Here is an 18176-nt window from a genome sequence, read left to right as displayed (position 1 = left end):
CGAAATGAATTTGTTGTTGCGGTGCTGTGGAAACCGCCTTCGCGCGGTGTGGCGGATTGGGCCGTTTCAGCGCGGAAGCGGCGGATTCGCGCCAGACAGGGGCAGGGGCGCATCGGCCGGTAGGGCGGAACGCCGCAGGGGCCGGGATATCGGAGGCGCCGGGCGCAAAAGGCATTTCCACTTTGGCGGAACATGATCTAGGAGGGCAGAAGCATTCTAAACGGAGCTTTCGCGATGGCTTCCCAGGCCCCGGCCCAGCAACTCGTCACGGTTTTCGGCGGCTCCGGTTTCGTCGGCCGCCATGTCGTGCGCGCGCTCGTCAAGCGCGGCTACCGGGTGCGTGTCGCCGTGCGCCGGCCGGACCTCGCCAATTTCCTCCAGCCGATCGGCACCGTCGGCCAGATTCATGCCGTGCAGGCCAATCTGCGCTATCCCGTCTCGGTTGCCGCCGCGGTGAAGGGCGCGGACGCCGTCGTCAACCTCGTCGGCATCATGCAGGAGCAGGGTCGCCAGAGCTTCCCGGCCGTGCAGGCGAACGGCGCGCGTGCCATCGCCCAGGCCTGCGCCGCCGCCGGTATCGCGCGGCTGGTCCATGTCTCCGCTCTGGGCGCTTCCATCGAATCGGCTTCGATCTATGCCCGCTCCAAGGCCGAGGGCGAGGCGGCGATGTTCGCCTCGGTGCCGGGCGCGGTCGTGCTGCGCCCGTCGGTGATGTTCGGCCCCGAGGATACGTTCTTCAACCGCTTCGCCTCGCTCGCCCGCATGCTGCCGGTGGTGCCGCTGGTCGGCGATGGCGCGACGAAGTTCCAGCCGGCCTTCGTCGGCGATGTCGCCGAGATCGTCGCCCGCGCCGTCGACGGCACGGTCCAGGGTGGCCGCGTCTACGAGCTCGGTGGGCCTGAGGTGCAGAGCCTGCGCGAGATCGTCGAGGAGGTCTGCAAGGTGACCGGCCGCAAGCGCCTGCTCGCGCCGCTGCCCTTCCCGCTGGCCCGGATCATGGGCAGCGTCCTGCAGGTCGCCGATTCCTTGACGCTCGGCCTGATTCCCGACGAGCTGGTGATGACGCGCGATCAGGTCACGCTGCTCGAGAGCGACAATGTCGTCTCGGCGGAGGCCAGGGCAGAGGGCCGCGACTTCGCCGGGCTCGGACTGGCGCCGACCTCGTCCGAGGCGGTGATCTCCTCCTATCTCTGGCGCTTCCGCAAGACCGGCCAGTTCGACACCCTCCAGGCCCGCTGAGCGGCTGACGGAGCACGCCCCGTGTCGTTCGATCTCGTCATCTATGATTGCGACGGCACGCTGATCGACACCGAGACGCTCTATGGCGAGGTCAGCCTCGCCATGTGCCACGAGGTCGGGCTTAGCCACTGGACGCTCGACCATTATGTCGATCAGCTCGTCGGCATTCCCTGGGCCGACGGCATCAAGATCATCGAGGGCGCGCTCGGGCGACCTCTGCCGGATGATTTCGAGGCACGCATCGAGGATGCGGTCGCCCTGCGCCTGGAGAGCGAACTGCGGGCTCTGCCCGGCGTGCGCGAGGCGCTGGACCTTATGGCAGGGCGCCGCTGCGTCGCCTCCTCGACGGTGCTGGAGCCGCTGCGCCGCAATCTCGGGCTCGCCGGCCTGATCGACCTGTTCGATCCGCATGTCTTCTCGGCCTCGCAGGTCGCGCGCGGCAAGCCGGCGCCGGATGTCTTCCTGTTCGCGGCGTCGCAGATGGGCACCGAGGCCGGGCGTTGCCTCGTTCTGGAGGATTCGGTGCCGGGGGTGCTGGCGGCGAAGGCGGCGGGCATGCAGGTCGCCGGCTTCACCGGCGTCGCCCATGACAAGGGGCGCATGCGCGAGCGCCTGCTGGCCGCTGGCGCGGCTGGCGTTATCGACGATTTTAGGGAATGGCCGGCTGAAGCGGCGCGCCTCGCGGGGCTGCGCGCGGCCTCAGCTGCCGGCCTACCTGCCGGATCGCCGCTCAACTGACCCGATTGTCATTCCGGGGCTTCGCGCGGCGAAGAACCCGGAACCCACAATCGGGTGAGACAGTCCGTGCCGCGCGCCATTTAAGACACACCCGGTCGTGGGTTCCAGGTTCGCGCCTGCGGCGCGGCCCGGAATGACAACGGGGTGAGAAACGTGCTCCTCAGAGCATGCTGGGCAGCACGCGATCCGGCGGCTTGTGGCCGTCCATGAAGGTCTTGATGTTGAGGATGACCTTCTCGCCCATGTCGGCGCGGCCTTCATGGGTGGCCGAACCCATATGCGGGAGGACCACGACCTTGTGCTGGCGCGCGAGCTTGAGCAGGCGCGGATTGACCGCAGGCTCGCTCTCGAACACGTCGAGCCCGGCGCCGGCGAGTTCGCCTGCCTCCAGCATGCGGGCGAGCGCCGTTTCGTCGACGACTTCGCCGCGGGCGGTATTCACCAGGATCGCGTCCGGCTTCATCAGCTTGAGGCGGCGCGCCGAGAGCAGGTGATAGGTCGCCGGCGTATGCGGGCAGTTGACCGAGACGATGTCCATCCGCGCCAGCATCTGGTCGAGCGAATCCCAATAGGTCGCGTCGAGCTGCTCCTCGATGCGCGGATCGACCCGGCGGCGGTTGTGATAGTGGATCGACAGGCCGAAGGCCGCGGCCCGTTTTGCCAATGCCTGGCCGATGCGGCCCATGCCGACGATGCCGAGGCGCTTGCCGGTGATGCGGCGGCCGAGCATCCAGGTCGGCGACCAGCCGGCCCAGTCGTCATCCGGGATGACGCGCGCACCTTCCGAAATCCGGCGCGCGACGGCCAGGATCAGCGCGATCGTCATGTCGGCGGTATCGTCGGTCAGCACGCCCGGCGTATTGGTGACGGTGATGCCGCGCTGCACGGCGCTGGCGACGTCGATATTGTCGACGCCGTTGCCGAAATTGGCGATCAGGCGCAACTGGTCGCCGGCCTGCGCGATCACGGCGGCGTCGATCTTGTCGGTGACGGTCGGGACGAGTACGTCGGCGGTCTTCACCGCCTCGACCAGGGCTGCCTGCGACATCGGCCTGTCGTCGATGTTGAGCTGCGCATCGAATAATTCACGCATGCGGGTTTCGACGACGGCGGGCAGCTTGCGCGTCACCACCACCAAGGGCTTCTTCTTCGACATGGCGGTCACCCCTCCGTCATTGGCCGCATCGGCCCGATATCCTCAACCCGCCATTAACCCTGGTGGCCCAGGAATGGGAATTGTTGCGCGGCACCATATGCGTGTCTAGGCGGCGGCGCGGCGGATGACAACTTGCCCCTTCGCCGGGGGAAGCGGAATGCGAAGGAGAATGGCGCCATGATGGCCCCGTCGATGCGCTGCCTGGTCCTGGCTGCACTGACCCTCGTCGGCTTGCCCGCTGTCGCCTCCGCGCAGGACATGCAGGCCGGCTCGGTCACCGGTCTGCCCGTGCCCCGCTATGTCAGCCTGAAGACCGACCGCGTGAACCTGCGCGAAGGCCCTTCGAAGGAGCACCGCACGCGCTGGGTCTATCAGCGCGCCGGCCTGCCGATGGAGGTCACCGCGGAATTCGAGACCTGGCGCCGTGTCCGCGATGCCGACGGCACCGAGGGCTGGGTGCTGCACAGCCTGCTCTCCGGCCGCCGCACCGCGCTCGTCGCGCCCTGGTCGAAGAAGAAGGACGAGAATTTCCCGATGCGCAGCGCCGCGAACGAGGAGGCGGCGGTCGTTGCCCGGCTGCAGCCCGGCGTGGTGGCCAGCGTCGCCTCCTGCGCCAACGCCTGGTGCCGCGTCAGCGTCGGCAATATCAACGGCTTCATCCGCCAGGAGCGGCTCTGGGGCGTCTATCCCAACGAAAAGTTCGACTGAGCGAGCGGCTGCGGCCGCGCGAGCGTCATCGACGCGCCAACGTCAGTCGTCGATCTTGCGCAGCCGTACCACGACATCGACGCGTGCGATCTCGTAGCCCTCGGGCGGCACCGGGAGACTCGCGACATCGATCTCTTCAGCGGGGATATCGATCACCCGATTCTCCCCGTCGACGACGAAATGGTGATGTTCGTGGTCGGCCGTGTCGAAATAGGCCTTGGCGCCGTCGAGCGTGAGCTCGCGCAGCAGGCCGGCCTCGGTGAACTGGCGCAGCGTATTGTAGATCGTCGCCAGCGAGACCGGGATACGCTCCTTCATCGCCTCTTCGAAGAGCATCTCGGCGCTGACATGGCGCTGGCCCTTGGCGAAGAGCACCCAGCCGAGCGAAACGCGCTGGCGGGTCGGCCGCAACCCGACGCGGCGAAGCTTCTGGCGGATATCGTGGAAGGGGCAGCCCTGCCGCACCGGCGTTCCGTAGCCCTGGTCCTGTGAGGTCAGGTCGCTCATGCCCTGCTCGTGTGCCCTCATGCGCAACGGATGTCCTGAAGGCTCCGTCTGTTGAAATCATTCCAGTTCGAAATGTAGGGCGTCGAGGTTCCGGTCGCAAGCGTCGACCCGGCTTATGGGCCCTGCCAGGCCGCATCCGTACCGGTCTGGCGCCGTCTCGCCACGGTTTTCGCCGTTGTGATGTGGGTCACTCGGTGCGCTGCCCTTTCGTTTCAGGTTCCCGCCGTGTTAGGCACGGCTGACGAGACACTGGCCGAATCCGGCCGGTGCCAGGGAGCGGTACGGGAATGCAGCGTCAGTCGTCTTTCAGCTACGAGGAGATCCTCGCCTGCGGTCGTGGGGAACTGTTCGGGCCGGGCAATGCGCAGTTGCCGCTGCCGCCGATGCTGATGTTCGACCGGATCGTCGAGATCGCCGAAGAGGGCGGCGAGCACGGCAAGGGGCTCGTCCGCGCGGAATTCGACATCAAGCCCGATCTCTGGTTCTTCGACTGCCATTTCAAGGGCGATCCGGTGATGCCGGGCTGCCTCGGTCTCGATGCGCTCTGGCAGCTCACCGGCTTCTTCCTCGGCTGGCTCGGCCTGCCGGGCCGCGGCCGCGCGCTCGGCGTCGGCGAGGTCAAGTTCGCCGACCAGGTCCTGCCTTCGGTCAAGAAGGTCGTCTACGGCGTCGACTTCAAGCGCGTCTTCAAGTCGAAGCTCGTCCTCGGCATCGCCGATGGCTGGCTGGAGGCCGACGGCAAGCGCATCTACACGGTCAGCGACATGCGCGTCGGCCTGTTCAAGCCGGAAGCGGCCTGAGGAAAAACGCGTCGCGACCTTGCGCGCAGCTGCCGCTCGGTCCATTTGCGCGGTATGTATGCAGGGCGGCCGGGCTTGTCCCGCCGCGCGCTGACAGCTGGAGTAAGCGAGCATGAGACGCGTCGTCGTCACCGGGATGGGCATCGTCTCGTCCATCGGCAACAACACGCAGGAGGTCCTGGCCTCGCTGCATTCGGCGAAATCGGGCATCTCCCATGTCGCCGAATTTGCCGAGCACGGCTTCCGCAGCCAGGTCGCGGGCGTGCCGACGCTCGATCCCGCGACGGTGCTCGACCGGCGCGCCATGCGCTTCCACGGCGGCGGCTCGGCCTGGAACCAGGTCGCGATGGAGCAGGCGATCGTCGATGCGGGCCTGGAGCCGGCCGAGATCAGCAACGAGCGCACCGGCATCATCATGGGCTCGGGCGGTCCTTCGACCCGCGCCCTGATCGACGCCTATGACAAGGCCCGCGAGAGCGGTTCCTCGAAGAAGGTCGGCCCCTTCGCCGTGCCCAAGGGCATGTCCTCGACCGCTTCGGCGACGCTGGCGACCTGGTTCAAGATCAAGGGCGTCAACTATTCGATCTCCTCGGCCTGCGCGACCTCCAACCACTGCATCGGCAATGCCTACGAGCTGATCCAGTGGGGCAAGCAGGACGTCATCTTCGCCGGCGGCTGCGAGGAACTCGACTGGACGCTCTCCGTCCTCTTCGACGCCATGGGCGCGATGTCCTCCGACTTCAACGGCACGCCGGCCCGCGCCTCGCGTGCCTATGACGTCGCCCGCGACGGCTTCGTCATCGCCGGCGGCGCCGGCGTCGTCGTGCTCGAGGAGCTCGAGCATGCCAGGGCCCGCGGCGCCAAGATCTATGGCGAGATCGTCGGCTATGGCGCGACCTCGGACGGCTACGACATGGTCGCGCCATCGGGCGAGGGCGCGGTGCGCTGCATGCGCATGGCGCTCGAAGGCGTGAAGAGCAAGATCGACTACATCAACCCGCATGGCACCTCGACTCCGGTCGGCGACGGCAAGGAGATCGAGGCGATCCGCGAGGTCTTCGGCGCCGGCGACAAGAGCCCGCCGATCTCGGCGACGAAGTCGCTGACCGGCCATTCGCTCGGCGCCACCGGCGTGCAGGAGGCGATCTACTCGCTCCTGATGCTCAACAACGACTTCATCTGCGAGAGCGCCCATATCGACGAGCTCGACCCGGCCTTCGCCGACATGCCGATCGTGCGCAAGCGCATCGACAATGCCGGTCTCGGCACCGTGCTCTCGAACTCCTTCGGTTTCGGCGGCACCAACGCCACCATCGTGATGAAGCGGCTGGAGGCCTGAGAAGCGCCATGCTCTTCATGGTGATCGAGCATTTCGATCAGGCCCGCGTGAAGGACGTCTACGCCCGCTTCCAGCATAGCGGGCGGATGGCGCCGGCCGGCGTGCGTTATGTCGAGAGCTGGGTCTCGGCCGATCTCAGCCGCTGCTTCCAGATCATGGAGTGCGACGATGTCGCCCTGCTGCAGGAATGGGTCCTGCAATGGAACGATCTCGTGCGTTTCGAGATCGTGCCGGTCTCGACCTCGAAGGCCGCCGCTGTCGCGATCACCAAGACCGATTAGCCTTGCCTCATGCCGGCGCCGGTAATGGTGCTGCAATGCCGATACGCCGTTCAGAGTTAGACCGACCCGCCGACTTTCCTCCGTTCTCCCGTCTTCGGACCCGTTCCTGAAGTCCCTTCCGAGTTTGCCATGCTCCCGCTGATGCACAACAAGCGCGGCCTTATCATGGGCGTCGCCAATCAGAATTCGATTGCCTGGGGCATTGCCCGCACGCTTCACGCCCATGGTGCCGAGATCGCCTTCACCTATCAGGGCGACGCGCTCGGCAAGCGCGTCCGGCCGCTGGCGGAGAGCATCGGCTCGAAGCTGGTGGTGCCCTGCGATGTCGAGGACAGCGCCTCCGTCGATGCCGCCTTCGCGACGCTGGACGAAGCCTGGGGCGGCGATCGCGAGCGCAACACGCTCGATTTCATCGTCCATGCCATCGGCTTCTCCGACAAGAACGAGCTCAAGGGGCTCTATGCCGACACCAGCCGCGAGAATTTCTCGCGCACGATGGTGATCTCCTGCTTCTCCTTCACCGAAATCGCCAGGCGCGCGGCCGAGCGCATGCCCAGGGGCGGCAGCATGATCACGCTGACCTATGGCGGCTCGACCCGGATCATGCCGAACTACAACGTCATGGGCGTCGCCAAGGCGGCGCTGGAGGCGAGCGTGCGCTATCTCGCCGGCGATTACGGCCCGCGCGGCATCCGCGTGAACGCGCTCTCGCCCGGACCGGTGCGGACGCTGGCCGGCGCCGGCATCTCCGACGCGCGCGCCATGCTGTCCTGGCAGCGTGCCAATTCGCCGCTGCGCAAGTCGGTTTCGCTTGAAGAGATCGGCGGCTCGGCGCTCTATTACCTCTCGGATCTCTCCGGAGGTGTCACCGGCGACATCCATCATGTCGATGCCGGCTATCACATCACCTCGATGCCGGCGCTGGATTCGCTGCGCGCGGCCGATAGCGGCAACGGCGACTAGCCGGAACCCCGTGGCCGGAGCGCGGTTTTCCTTTGAGCGAAAGGAGGGTGCGCGATGGTCATGGTCAAATATGAGGTGGTCGAGCACGACGGTGGCTGGGCCTACAAGGTTGGCGGGGCCTTGTCGGAGACATTTCGGACTCACGACGCGGCGTTGAAGGCGGCGACCCGCGCCGCCGCGCGCCAGACGGTGGCGGGCAACACCGACGGGATCGTCTACCAGGACCAGAACGGCCGCTGGCACGAGGAACTGGCGGATGGCCATGACCGGCCCGTGACGCGGGTCGTGGATGGAGGCTGAAGGCACCCCCGTCCCGTGGCGGGCAACAGGGCCGCTCAGCGGCCCTTCGTCTTGCCCGCCCGCGGAGCTCAGCGTGCGGTGAAGAAAGTCAGCAGCACCTTGTTCTTCTCGCCGAGCAGGCAGAGGAAGCGGCGCGGCTTGTCCGAGCGGTCGGTCCGCAGATAGGCCTCGGCCATGACGATGCGCGTGACCGCGATGTCCTCGATCTTCGCTTCCGACACCGCGACCGTGGCGCCGTCCTCGTCGATATAGATGTCCTTGATCTCCGGCTCCTTGGCATGAAGCGCCTGCACCGCCGCCGCCTTGCAGGTCGCGACCTCAGGTGTCGCTGGCTTCTCGCTTTTCGGCGGGACTTCCTGTGCGAGGGCAGTACCGGCGAGGGCGGCGGAGATCAGGGCAGGGGCGAGGAAGCGGAGCATGCTGGGAGCACTCAGGTTGATCGGTGAGTGCTGAACGCGCGAGCGCGACGCGGGTTCATAACGGGGGATGATGAAGGGTGTCTTCCCGTGCGCGCTGCGGCGCGCAGTGCCGCTGCGCAGACACGGGATCGTTGGCCGGATTAAGCTCCGTTTCTCAAGATCGGAGCCGACATGACCGCCCGCATCTACGCCGTTTACATCCTCGCGACGCGCAAGGACGGGCCGCTTTACATCGGCATCACCAACGATCTCGAACGCCGGGTTTCCGAGCACAAGGCTTATGTGATCAAGGGCCATGCGGCGAAATACAACATAGACCGACTCGTCTATGTTGAGACCTTCGACGATCCGAACCAGGCGATCGAGCGTGAGAAGGTTCTGAAGACGTGGCGCCGTCATTGGAAGGTCGCGTTGATCGAAAAGGAAAACCCGGCGTGGTCTGACCTCGCCGGGTGATCGGAGCCATTATCGTCACGCGGTCCCGTGTCTGCGCAGCGGCATTCACATGCCGCAGCGCGCACGGGATGACACCCTTCAAGAGCGGATGTTCAGAGCCCCAGCTTCTTCTTGCGCTGGCCGAGCGTGCGCAGGCGCAGGGCGTTGAGCTTGATGAAGCCGGCCGCGTCGCGATGATCGTAGGCCACCGCGCCTTCTTCGAAGGTGACGAGGTCCTGGTCGTAGAGCGAGTAGTCGCTGGAACGGCCGATGACATGGACGCCGCCCTTGTAGAGCTTCAGGCGCACGTCGCCGGTGACGAATTCCTGGCTCTTGTCGATCAGCGCCTGCAGCATCTCGCGCTCCGGGGAGAACCAGAAGCCGTTATAGATCAGCTCGGCATATTGCGGCATGATCTGGTCCTTGAGATGCGCCGCGCCGCGATCGAGCGTGATCGACTCGATCGCGCGATGCGCCGCATGCAGGATCGTGCCGCCGGGCGTCTCGTACATGCCACGTGACTTCATGCCGACGAAGCGGTTTTCGACAAGGTCGAGCCGGCCGATGCCGTTGTCGCGGCCGAGATCGTTGAGCCTGGCGAGCAGCGTCGCCGGCGAGAGCTTCTCGCCGTCGATCGCGACCGCATCGCCCTTCTCGAAGGAGACCGTGACGATGGTCGGCTTGTCCGGCGCGTCTTCCGGAGAGATCGTGCGCGAATAGACGTAATCGGGAACCTCGACCGCCGGGTCCTCCAGCACGCGGCCTTCGGACGAGGCGTGCAGCAGGTTGGCGTCGACCGAGAACGGGGCCTCGCCGCGCTTGTTCTTGGCGATCGGGATCTGGTGCTGCTCGGCGAAGGCGATGAGCTGCTCGCGCGAGCGCAGGTCCCACTCGCGCCAGGGCGCGATCACGACGACGTCGGGCTTGAGCGCATAAGCCGTGAGCTCGAAGCGGACCTGGTCGTTGCCCTTGCCGGTCGCGCCATGGGAGACGGCGTCGGCGCCGGTCTTCTCGGCGATCTCGATCAGCTTCTTGGCGATCAGCGGACGGGCGATCGAGGTGCCCAGCAGGTAGACGCCCTCATAGGCGGCGTTGGCGCGGAACATCGGGAAGACGTAGTCGCGCACGAATTCTTCGCGCAGGTCCTCGATGAAGATGTTCTCCGGCTTGATGCCGAGCAGCAGCGCCTTGTCGCGCGCCGGCCCGAGCTCCTCGCCCTGGCCGAGATCGGCGGTGAAGGTCACGACCTCGCATCGATAGGTGGTCTGCAGCCATTTGAGGATGATCGAGGTGTCGAGACCGCCGGAATAGGCGAGGACGACCTTTTTCACGCTGCTGTCAGCCATCTGTCTGTTTTCCTTCTGGCAGCCCCCATGGGCCGCGTTTCGGACGCAATGGCGCACTATCGCAGCACTCGGGGCGAAGCAATCGGAACCTTCTGATCGATCCCGCGTCGTCCGCTGATGGATGGGCGCAGGAAAGCGCGTCGTCCCTCCATTCCACAGGCGCCGTTCGCGGCGCTTGCGGTCGCGTTGCGAAGAGCGCAGGCTCGATCGGGCGCGACACGATATGACGACCTGTTCGGAGGCTGAATGCCGAATCGTCCCGTTCTGGACTTCTGGTATGAGTTCGCGTCGCCCTATTCCTGCCTGAGTGCCCTCAGAATCGAAGAGTTGGCCGAGAAAGCCGGCGTCGCCCTGCGCTGGCGCCCTTTCCTGCTCGGACCGATCTTCGCGGCACAGGGTTGGAACACCTCGCCCTTCGCGCTCTATCCCAGCAAGGGGCGCTACATGTGGCGCGATACGGCGCGACGTGGACGGCGGCAGGGCGTCGCCATCGTCAAGCCCGAGAATTTTCCCCAGAATTCGCTGACGGCGGCGCGGCTGGCACTCGCCGGCCGTGACGGCGGCTGGACGCCGGCCTTCTCCAAGGCGCTGTTCCGGGCGCATTTCTGCGAAGGCCGCAACATGGCCGAGGAGGCCGTGCTGAGCGCCGCGCTAAGAGAAGCCGGCAGCGATCCGAACGTCGCCCTGCCGCTCTCGCGCAGCGAGGAGGTCAAGGGGCGGCTCCGCGCCGAGATCGAATATGCCAAGTCGATCGGCATCTTCGGCGCGCCGTTCTTCGTGGCAGGCGATGGCGAACTGTTCTGGGGCGACGACCGGCTGGAGGAAGCTCTGGAATGGGCGACCGACGGACGGTGATTCTCGACCGCCGCCGCATGCTGCTGGCAGGGGCCGGCCTGTGCCTGGCCTCGGCGACGCAGGCGCGTCCGGCCTTGCCGGGCGAGGCGCCGACCTACGACAGCCGTGACCTGACTATTGTGCCGAATGCGGCTGCGATCGGCCGCCGTTACTGGTCGCCCGGTCTCAACGAAGGCTATGTCCCGCAGGGCCTCACGGTCTTCGGCGACGAGATCCTGATCGCCTGTTATCGCAGCACCGAGCGCGAGCAGGACAATGGCCCGGCGCGGGTGTTCCGGCTCGCGCGCGGGGACGGGCGCCTGCTCGGCAGCTTCGCGCTGCCGGCGACCTATGGCCATCCCGGCGGCCTCGCCAATCTCCGCGGCACGCTGTTCGTCGCCAATTCCGGCCGGCTCCTTGCGCTCGATTTCAAGGAATCCTGCCGCAAGGGAGAATGCGCGCCGCTCAGGGAGGTCCGCGTCGACAAGGCGATGGGACCGTCCTTCCTGACGGCCTCGGGCGATGCGCTCTGGTTCGGGCCCTATCGCCGCGAAGGCACGCCAAATCTCCATGCGGTCCCGGTCGATCGCATCCTGGACGGCGGCGAGTCAGCGATCGGCCTGGCCGACAGCCGGGCCATCCTGCCATTGCCGCTCTTCGCGCAGGGCGCGACCTTCGACGAGGCGGGCAAGATCTGGATATCGCAGAGCTCCGGCAACCGTCCGGCCTTTCTGTCGCAGCTCGATCCCGCGACCGGCGCCACTCTGGCGCGCTACCCCGCGCCCGGCGGCATCGAGGATCTCGGCCTCGCGCCGGACGGCAGGCTCTGGGCGGTCGGCGAGGCCGGCACGCGACGCTGGAACCGCTGGAGCACTTTCTATCCGCTGGTCTTCGAGATCGACCCGGCGAAGCTCGTCGTCTGATCAGCCTTGACCCGGCCCCTGCGAGGGCCTCGCCCAAGGCCCGCGCGCAGCCGTCTCCTCGACCATGGTCGGCAGGTCCTGGCGCTCGCCGATCTTCGGCGGGTGCGGCGGCATCGCAGGCATCCTGCCGCCGGCGGTCTCGATCAACGCCTGCACGCGCTTGGTGACGGACGGGTGGGTCGAGAACAGGTCGGCGAAATCGTCCGGGTCGTTCTCGAAGCACATGTCCATCACGCCGGACGGCACGCCCTCGATATCCGCCCGGCCGGAAATCTTGAGCAGGGCGGAGATCATCGCATCCGGATTCTTGGTCAGTTCGACCGCGCCGGCATCGGCGAGATATTCACGCGAGCGCGACAGCGACAGCCGGATCAGCACGGCCAGGAACCAGGAGATCGCGATCACCGCGATGCCGACGACGATGGCAAGGCCGTTGCCTTTCTTGGCGTCGTCGGAGGACACCCTGATCCGGCTGCGCCCGAAACCGCGGAAGACGAGCTCACCGACGAAGGAGACGACGCCGGCGACGACCACCGCGATCACCATCAGGCGGACATCGCCATTGCGGATATGGGTGAGTTCATGCGCCAGCACCGCCTCGACCTCGGCATCGTTGAGCTGCGCGAGGAGCCCGGTCGTGACGCTGACGGTGAACTGGCTGTCGTTGACGCCGCTGGCGAAGGCGTTGAGCGCGTCGCTCTCGACGATGGCGAGCTTCGGCATGGCTAAGCCGCGCGAGATGCAGAGATTCTCCAGCATCCGGTAGAGCTTGGGATTGTCCTCGCGCGCCAGCCCCTTTGCCCCCGTGACCGCGTTGATCATCGCGACATTCACGCGAAAGCCGATGAAGACCCAGAGCATCGCCGCCGCGGTGATGAACGGAAACCAGGAGCGGAAAACGCGGCCCGCCTCGCCGAAGGCCGTGCGCCCGCGCGGCACGCCGCCATAGCCGAAGGCGACGAGCAGCAGGCCCCAGGCGGTGAGATAGACCAGCAGGAACAGCCCGGCGATCAGGAGGTTTGACCTGATCCGGTTGTTGCGCTGGTGGGTATAGAGCCCGAAGGCCTCGGCCATCGCAGCCGCTCCCGTTGCTGAGAACGTCTTTCCGCCGTCAGAACTTCACGCTTGGCGCGACTTCGATCTGGGCGCGGGTCTGTTCGCCGACATCGAAAAACTCGCGCTGGGTGAAGCCCATCTGCGGGGCGAACAACACGGCCGGGAAGGCCTGGATCGCGGCATTGAACTCGCCGACCGCGTTGTTGAAGAAGCGCCGCGCCGCCGCGAGCTTGTCCTCGACATTGCCGAGATCGACTTGCAGTTGCTGGAAATTGGCGCTGGCCTTGAGGTCGGGATAGGCCTCGCCCAGCGCGAGCAGCCGGCCGACCGCGCCGGAAAGCTGCTGCTCGGCAGCGGCCTTGTCATGCACTGTGCTGGCGCCCTGCGCGGCGTTGCGGGCGGCGATCACCGCGTCGAGCGTCGATTTCTCGTGCGTCGCGTAGCCCTTCACCGTCTCGACGAGGTTCGGGATCAGGTCGTGGCGCTGCTTCAGTTGCACATCGATATCGGCGAAAGCCTGGTTGGTGCGCTGCCGCATCGCGACGAGCCCGTTATAGGTCATGATCAGGTAGACGACGAGGACGGCGATCAGCCCCAGAATGGCCCAGCCCATGAAATGCTCCCGCGAATGCCGTGAAACCTGCCGCGTAGACTGGCATGGCGCGCGATATTGGGGAAGCGGTCCGGGACGATATTGAAAGTGACGTAGCGTTATGATCTGTCTTCTGCGCTGTCGCGGCGAAGGCGAGGCCTGCGGCAGTCAAGGATAAAGATATCCGAAAGAGCAGGGGATGGGGCGATGAGATATGTCGTGGCGGCGCTGCTGGCGCTGACGGTGGGCGCTTGCAATCAGACGGTGCAATCGGAGGGGCCTGAGCCCGTGGCGGCCGCCTTGCCGCCGGCGCCGGCTCCGCCGCCTGAGGCGCCGCGTTCCGGCCCGGCCCCTGCCGTGGCCGCACTGCCTCCTGAAAATCCGGGTGCCGCCGTCTACGAGCCGCTCGTCGACATGCACCGCGTCAATCCCGGCCGTTACGAGCGCGATCTCCTCGCCTGCCGCCAGCAGGCGGCACCGCAGCTCGCGGCTATCAAGCGAGCGACGCAGCAGCAGCAGACCGGCACCGCCATCCAGGTGGCCGGCACCTTGGCGAGCTTCATCCCGGTACCCGGCTTCCGGCAGGCCCATGTGCTGGCGAGCGCGACGAACGCGGTGCAGTCGGTCGGCGGGGCGACGGCGGAAAGCGACGCGGCCGCGGCCGAGAAGGCCACGGCCGATTACGTTCTGGTCGTCGACAGCTGCCTGACGCACAAGCGCTACAAGCTGCTGCGTCCCTGATCGAAATTACGCTTCGGGACAGGGTTTCGCCTTGCCCCGAAGGCCGGCTTGCATTACATCGCCCCTGTCCGAAGGGCCGTGATCGATCATGCGCCGGGGGCGGCCTTCATGGCTTGCTCCCGTTTCGTGTTTGAGTCGGGCCTGCAGGATACGGATCGAGCCGCTGGTCCAGGCGCCTCCGCTGCCCCCGTCCGATGGGGAGGCGGAAACCTCCGAGAGGAGGTGCCGACGGTCGCGATCCGGAACGCAGCACCAACCACGGCGCCTCAGGCCGGACATCCGCGGGATACGCGGCCGGCTCCCAGGAGATTACATGTCAGCAGTTGAAAGCTACAGCGCGGGTCGCGAGGATTTCGCCGCCCTGCTCGAAGAGTCCTTCACCCGTAACGAGGCCCTCGAAGGTTCCGTCATCAAGGGCAAGGTCGTCGCGATCGAGAAGGACATGGCGATCATCGACGTCGGTCTGAAGACCGAAGGCCGTGTCGCCCTCAAGGAATTCACCGGCCCCGGCCGTGATCAGGAACTGAACGTCGGCGACGAGGTCGAGGTCTATCTGGACCGGATCGAGAACGCGCTCGGCGAAGCCGTCATCTCGCGCGACAAGGCTCGCCGCGAAGAGAGCTGGGTCAAGCTCGAGAAGGCCTTCGAGGCCCGCGAGAAGGTCACCGGCATGATCTTCAACACCGTCAAGGGCGGCTACACCGTCGATCTCGACGGCGCCGTGGCCTTCCTGCCGCGCAGCCAAGTCGACATCCGCCCGATCCGCGACGTCGGCCCGCTGATGGGCCAGCCGCAGCCCTTCGAGATCCTCAAGATGGATCGCCGCCGCGGCAATATCGTCGTGTCGCGCCGCACCGTCCTCGAAGAGACCCGCGCCGAGGCTCGTTCCGAGCTGGTCGCCTCGCTCGAAGAGGGCCAGGTCATCGACGGCGTCGTCAAGAACATCACCGAATACGGTGCGTTCGTTGACCTCGGCGGCATCGACGGCCTGCTGCACGTCACCGATATGGCGTGGCGCCGCGTGAACCACCCGTCCGAGGTCGTGACCATCGGCCAGACGGTCAAGGTCAAGATCATCAAGATCAACCAGGACACGCACCGCATCTCGCTCGGCATCAAGCAGCTGCTGGCCGATCCGTGGGATGGCATCGCCGAGCGTTACCCGGTCGGCACCCGTCTCAAGGGCCGCGTGACCAACATCACGGACTACGGCGCGTTCGTCGAGGTGGAGCCGGGCATCGAAGGCCTGATCCACGTCTCCGAGATGTCCTGGACCAAGAAGAACGTCCACCCCGGCAAGATCGTCTCGACCTCGCAGGAAGTCGACGTCGCGATCCTCGAGGTCGATCCGGTCAAGCGCCGCATCTCGCTCGGCCTCAAGCAGACCCTGCGCAACCCGTGGGAGCTCTTCGCGGAGCAGCACCCGTCGGGCTCGACGGTCGAGGGCGAGGTCAAGAACAAGACCGAGTTCGGTCTGTTCCTGGGTCTCGAAGGCGACATCGACGGCATGATCCATCTCTCGGATCTCGACTGGAACCGTCCGGGCGAGCAGGTCATCGAGGAATACAAGAAGGGCGACGTCCTGCAGGCCGTCGTTCTCGATGTGGACGTCGAGAAGGAGCGCATCTCGCTCGGCCTGAAGCAGCTCGGCGGCGATCCCTTCGTGGATGCCGGCGAGTTCAAGAAGGGCCAGATCGTCACCTGTGAGGTGGTCGAGGTGAAGGAGTCCGGTCTCGACGTGAAGATCGCCGACACCGACATGATGACCTTCATCAAGCGCGCCGAGCTGGCCCGCGATCGCTCCGAGCAGCGCCCCGAGCGCTTTGCGGCCGGCGAGCGCATCGACGCCCGCGTCGTGCTCTTCGACAAGAAGGCTCGCAAGATCCAGGTCTCGATCAAGGCCCTGGAGATGGCTGAGGAGAAGGAGGCGATGGCCCAGTACGGCTCCGCCGATTCCGGTGCCTCGCTCGGCGACATCCTGGGCGCCGCGCTCAAGAAGGCCACCGACAAGAAGTGAGGTTTCGGCCGCGTCAGCGGCCGGCCTTTGATTTCGGCCCGCGCGGAGCGATCCGCGCGGGCTTTTGTTTCGAAACCACGTTGTCGCTCCGGGGCGGCCCGCAAGGCCGAACCCGGAACCCACGAACACGAGCTTTTCAAGGAAACGGGGATAGCGCGGGGAACCCTCTCCCGGAGGGAGAGGGTAGGGTGAGGGGTAGGCCGCTGGACGCTTTTGCCGCGACCTGACCGCTGCTGCGGTGAGGACATAGCGAGCTGGTCCAAGGGCCTACACCTCACCCCTGCCCCCTCTCCTTACAGGAGAGGGGTTCCCCGCGCCGTCCTCACTTCCGAAATTCGACTCTTGTTCGTGGGTTCCGGGTTCTTCGCTGACGCTAAGCCCCGGAATGACAATTTGGACATGACCCGCAAGAGGAGAAGCGCCATGACCCCCGCCGCCATCGGCATCGACTTCGGCACCACCAACAGCGTCGTCGCGCTGGCGGGGCCGGACGGATCGGTCATGACGCGCTCCTTCGCCACGAAGCAGGGCGCGGTCGACGCCTATCGCTCGGCGCTGATGTTCTGGCGCGAGGGCCGTCCGCCCGAGACCCGCATCACCCATGTCAGCGGCCCGGATGCGCTCGACATGGCCTTGGGCATGACGACCGAGCATCGCTTCCTGCAATCGCTCAAGACCCATCTCTCCAGCCGCGCCTTCCAGGAGACCCGCCTCTTCGGCAAGCTCTTCCGGCTGGAGGACCTGATCGGCGTCTTCCTCTCCGACCTCACGGCGGATTTGCCGGGCCACGACGCGCTGCCCCTGGTCTCCGGCCGCCCGGTCGTCTTCGCCGGCGAGCGCCCGGACGAGGAGCTCGCGGTCGGCCGCCTGAAGGGCTCCTACGGCAAGGCCGGCATGAGCCAGGTCGATTTCGCCTATGAGCCGCTCGGCGCCGCCTATTGGTACGCCCGCGACCTGAAGACGCCGCAGACCATGCTGGTCGCGGATTTCGGCGGCGGCACCAGCGACTTCTCGGTGATGCGCTTCGAGCCTGGCCGCAAGGGCGGGCTGGAGGCGATCCCGCTTTCCCATGCCGGCGTCGGCGTCGCCGGCGACACCTTCGACTACCGCATCATCGAGCATGCCGTCTCGCCGGCGCTCGGCAAGGGCACGGACTACCGCTCCTTCGGCAAGCTCCTGCCGGTGCCGGCCCATTACCACGCCGCCTTCGCGCAATGGCACAAGCTCTCGCTGATGAAGAGCCGCGAGACCATGGCCGAGCTCAATGCCCTGATCCGCGAGGCCGTCGAGCCCGGCAAGCTCGAGGACCTGCTGACGGTGATCGAGTACGATCTCGGCTATGAGCTCTATCGCGCCGTCTCCGCTGCCAAGGTCGCTCTCTCCGACAAGGAGGAGACGACCCTGAGCTTCAGCCAGATGGGCGTCACCATCGAGAAGCCGATCCGCCGTGCCGATTTCGAGCGCTGGATCGCCGATGATGTCGGCGCCATCGAGAGCGCGCTGGATCGTGCGCTGGCCGAGGCCGGCCTCGGCGGGGATCGCATCGAGGCGGTCTTCATGACCGGCGGCACGTCCTACGTTCCCGCCGTGCGCAACCTGTTCGACCGCCGCTTCGGCGCCGGGAAGGTGCATATCGGCGATGCTTTCCGCTCGGTCGCCAGCGGGCTCGCGCTGCTCGCGCTCGATCGGGCGCGCGCCTCGGTCGCGGCCTGAGGCGGCACCTCGCGCCTTGCCCGACCGGCGCGGCGGGTCTACATCACGGACCCAGTCCCAGGAGCCTCC

At 66.5% G+C, this 18176-nt stretch carries 20 protein-coding genes; 14 read left to right on the top strand and 6 right to left on the bottom strand.

Translation table 11 applies throughout. From position 1 onward, the window contains the following. Nucleotides 1-234 precede the first annotated feature (234 nt). Both OCUBac02_RS20130 and OCUBac02_RS20125 read left to right on the top strand, forming a co-directional pair. Nucleotides 235-1239, top strand: a complete 1005-nt coding sequence (locus OCUBac02_RS20130) for a complex I NDUFA9 subunit family protein (protein WP_173048145.1) — start codon at nt 235-237, stop codon at nt 1237-1239. Nucleotides 1240-1260: 21 nt separating this feature from the next. Continuing rightward, nucleotides 1261-1977, top strand: a complete 717-nt coding sequence (locus OCUBac02_RS20125; protein ID WP_173048143.1) for an HAD family hydrolase — start codon at nt 1261-1263, stop codon at nt 1975-1977. A gap of 160 nt (nt 1978-2137) precedes the next feature. Here the strand turns inward: OCUBac02_RS20125 and OCUBac02_RS20120 are convergent, their stop codons facing one another. Continuing rightward, the gene (locus tag OCUBac02_RS20120; protein WP_173048141.1) at nt 2138-3133 is read right to left on the bottom strand and encodes a 2-hydroxyacid dehydrogenase; all 996 of its coding nucleotides are present in this window, start codon (nt 3131-3133) and stop codon (nt 2138-2140) included. Nucleotides 3134-3310: 177 nt separating this feature from the next. On the opposite strand from OCUBac02_RS20120, the gene OCUBac02_RS20115 reads away from it, so the two are divergent. Then, nucleotides 3311-3841, top strand: a complete 531-nt coding sequence (locus OCUBac02_RS20115; RefSeq protein WP_047578044.1) for an SH3 domain-containing protein — start codon at nt 3311-3313, stop codon at nt 3839-3841. A 42-nt stretch (nt 3842-3883) separates the two neighbouring features. On the opposite strand, the gene irr is transcribed toward OCUBac02_RS20115, so the two are convergent. After that, complete coding sequence (gene irr, locus OCUBac02_RS20110) at nt 3884-4348, bottom strand: Fur family transcriptional regulator Irr (RefSeq protein WP_047578042.1); 465 nt, start codon at nt 4346-4348, stop codon at nt 3884-3886. 287 nt (nt 4349-4635) lie between these two features. On the opposite strand from irr, the gene fabA reads away from it, so the two are divergent. The 5 genes from fabA to OCUBac02_RS20085 all read left to right on the top strand — a co-directional run bounded on the left by fabA (nt 4636) and on the right by OCUBac02_RS20085 (nt 8031). Further along, entirely contained in the window at nt 4636-5148 is a 513-nt protein-coding gene (gene fabA, locus OCUBac02_RS20105; protein ID WP_047578039.1) for a 3-hydroxyacyl-[acyl-carrier-protein] dehydratase FabA, read from the top strand. 112 nt (nt 5149-5260) lie between these two features. Further along, the gene (fabB, locus tag OCUBac02_RS20100) at nt 5261-6487 is read left to right on the top strand and encodes a beta-ketoacyl-ACP synthase I (RefSeq protein WP_173048139.1); all 1227 of its coding nucleotides are present in this window, start codon (nt 5261-5263) and stop codon (nt 6485-6487) included. 8 nt (nt 6488-6495) lie between these two features. Further along, nucleotides 6496-6768 carry a DUF3303 domain-containing protein gene (locus OCUBac02_RS20095; protein ID WP_173048137.1) on the top strand — a complete coding sequence of 91 codons (273 nt, stop codon included), beginning with the start codon at nt 6496-6498 and terminating at the stop codon, nt 6766-6768. Nucleotides 6769-6897: 129 nt separating this feature from the next. Beyond that, entirely contained in the window at nt 6898-7731 is an 834-nt protein-coding gene (gene fabI / locus OCUBac02_RS20090; protein ID WP_047578032.1) for an enoyl-ACP reductase FabI, read from the top strand. Nucleotides 7732-7785: 54 nt separating this feature from the next. After that, nucleotides 7786-8031: a DUF2188 domain-containing protein gene (locus tag OCUBac02_RS20085; RefSeq protein WP_047578030.1), complete on the top strand. Its 246-nt coding sequence runs from the start codon at nt 7786-7788 to the stop codon at nt 8029-8031. Nucleotides 8032-8099: 68 nt separating this feature from the next. Here OCUBac02_RS20085 and OCUBac02_RS20080 read toward each other — a convergent pair whose 3' ends face one another. Continuing rightward, on the bottom strand, nt 8100-8450 hold the full coding sequence (locus tag OCUBac02_RS20080) for a hypothetical protein (RefSeq protein WP_173048135.1): 351 nt from the start codon (nt 8448-8450) through the stop codon (nt 8100-8102). Nucleotides 8451-8621: 171 nt separating this feature from the next. Between OCUBac02_RS20080 and OCUBac02_RS20075 the strand changes: the two genes are divergently transcribed. Continuing rightward, nucleotides 8622-8906 (top strand): GIY-YIG nuclease family protein, encoded by a 285-nt coding sequence (locus OCUBac02_RS20075; protein WP_173048134.1) that lies wholly within the window; start codon nt 8622-8624, stop codon nt 8904-8906. 92 nt (nt 8907-8998) lie between these two features. Here the strand turns inward: OCUBac02_RS20075 and OCUBac02_RS20070 are convergent, their stop codons facing one another. Then, complete coding sequence (locus tag OCUBac02_RS20070) at nt 8999-10231, bottom strand: argininosuccinate synthase (protein ID WP_173048132.1); 1233 nt, start codon at nt 10229-10231, stop codon at nt 8999-9001. 246 nt (nt 10232-10477) lie between these two features. Here OCUBac02_RS20070 and OCUBac02_RS20065 point away from each other — a divergent pair, with 246 nt between their 5' ends. Both OCUBac02_RS20065 and OCUBac02_RS20060 read left to right on the top strand, forming a co-directional pair. Further along, complete coding sequence (locus tag OCUBac02_RS20065) at nt 10478-11086, top strand: 2-hydroxychromene-2-carboxylate isomerase (protein ID WP_173048130.1); 609 nt, start codon at nt 10478-10480, stop codon at nt 11084-11086. After that, on the top strand, nt 11065-11988 hold the full coding sequence (locus OCUBac02_RS20060) for an NHL repeat-containing protein (protein ID WP_173048128.1): 924 nt from the start codon (nt 11065-11067) through the stop codon (nt 11986-11988). Before OCUBac02_RS20065 ends, OCUBac02_RS20060 begins: the two co-directional genes overlap by 22 nt. On the opposite strand, the gene OCUBac02_RS20055 is transcribed toward OCUBac02_RS20060, so the two are convergent. After that, complete coding sequence (locus OCUBac02_RS20055; RefSeq protein ID WP_173048126.1) at nt 11989-13062, bottom strand: M48 family metallopeptidase; 1074 nt, start codon at nt 13060-13062, stop codon at nt 11989-11991. A 37-nt stretch (nt 13063-13099) separates the two neighbouring features. Next, nucleotides 13100-13657 (bottom strand): LemA family protein, encoded by a 558-nt coding sequence (locus OCUBac02_RS20050; RefSeq protein WP_173048124.1) that lies wholly within the window; start codon nt 13655-13657, stop codon nt 13100-13102. A gap of 186 nt (nt 13658-13843) precedes the next feature. Between OCUBac02_RS20050 and OCUBac02_RS20045 the strand changes: the two genes are divergently transcribed. From OCUBac02_RS20045 to OCUBac02_RS20035, 3 genes are all read left to right on the top strand, one after another. Continuing rightward, nucleotides 13844-14377: a hypothetical protein gene (locus OCUBac02_RS20045; protein ID WP_173048122.1), complete on the top strand. Its 534-nt coding sequence runs from the start codon at nt 13844-13846 to the stop codon at nt 14375-14377. 313 nt (nt 14378-14690) lie between these two features. Continuing rightward, on the top strand, nt 14691-16394 hold the full coding sequence (gene rpsA / locus OCUBac02_RS20040) for a 30S ribosomal protein S1 (RefSeq protein WP_047579771.1): 1704 nt from the start codon (nt 14691-14693) through the stop codon (nt 16392-16394). A 423-nt stretch (nt 16395-16817) separates the two neighbouring features. Beyond that, complete coding sequence (locus OCUBac02_RS20035) at nt 16818-18107, top strand: Hsp70 family protein (protein WP_173048120.1); 1290 nt, start codon at nt 16818-16820, stop codon at nt 18105-18107. Nucleotides 18108-18176 lie beyond the last annotated feature (69 nt).

It is taken from the genome of Bosea sp. ANAM02 (assembly GCF_011764485.1).
Classification (GTDB): Bacteria; Pseudomonadota; Alphaproteobacteria; order Rhizobiales; family Beijerinckiaceae; genus Allobosea.
The sequence above is the reverse complement of the archived record's forward strand: the minus strand, read 5'-3'. Positions and strand labels throughout refer to the sequence as shown.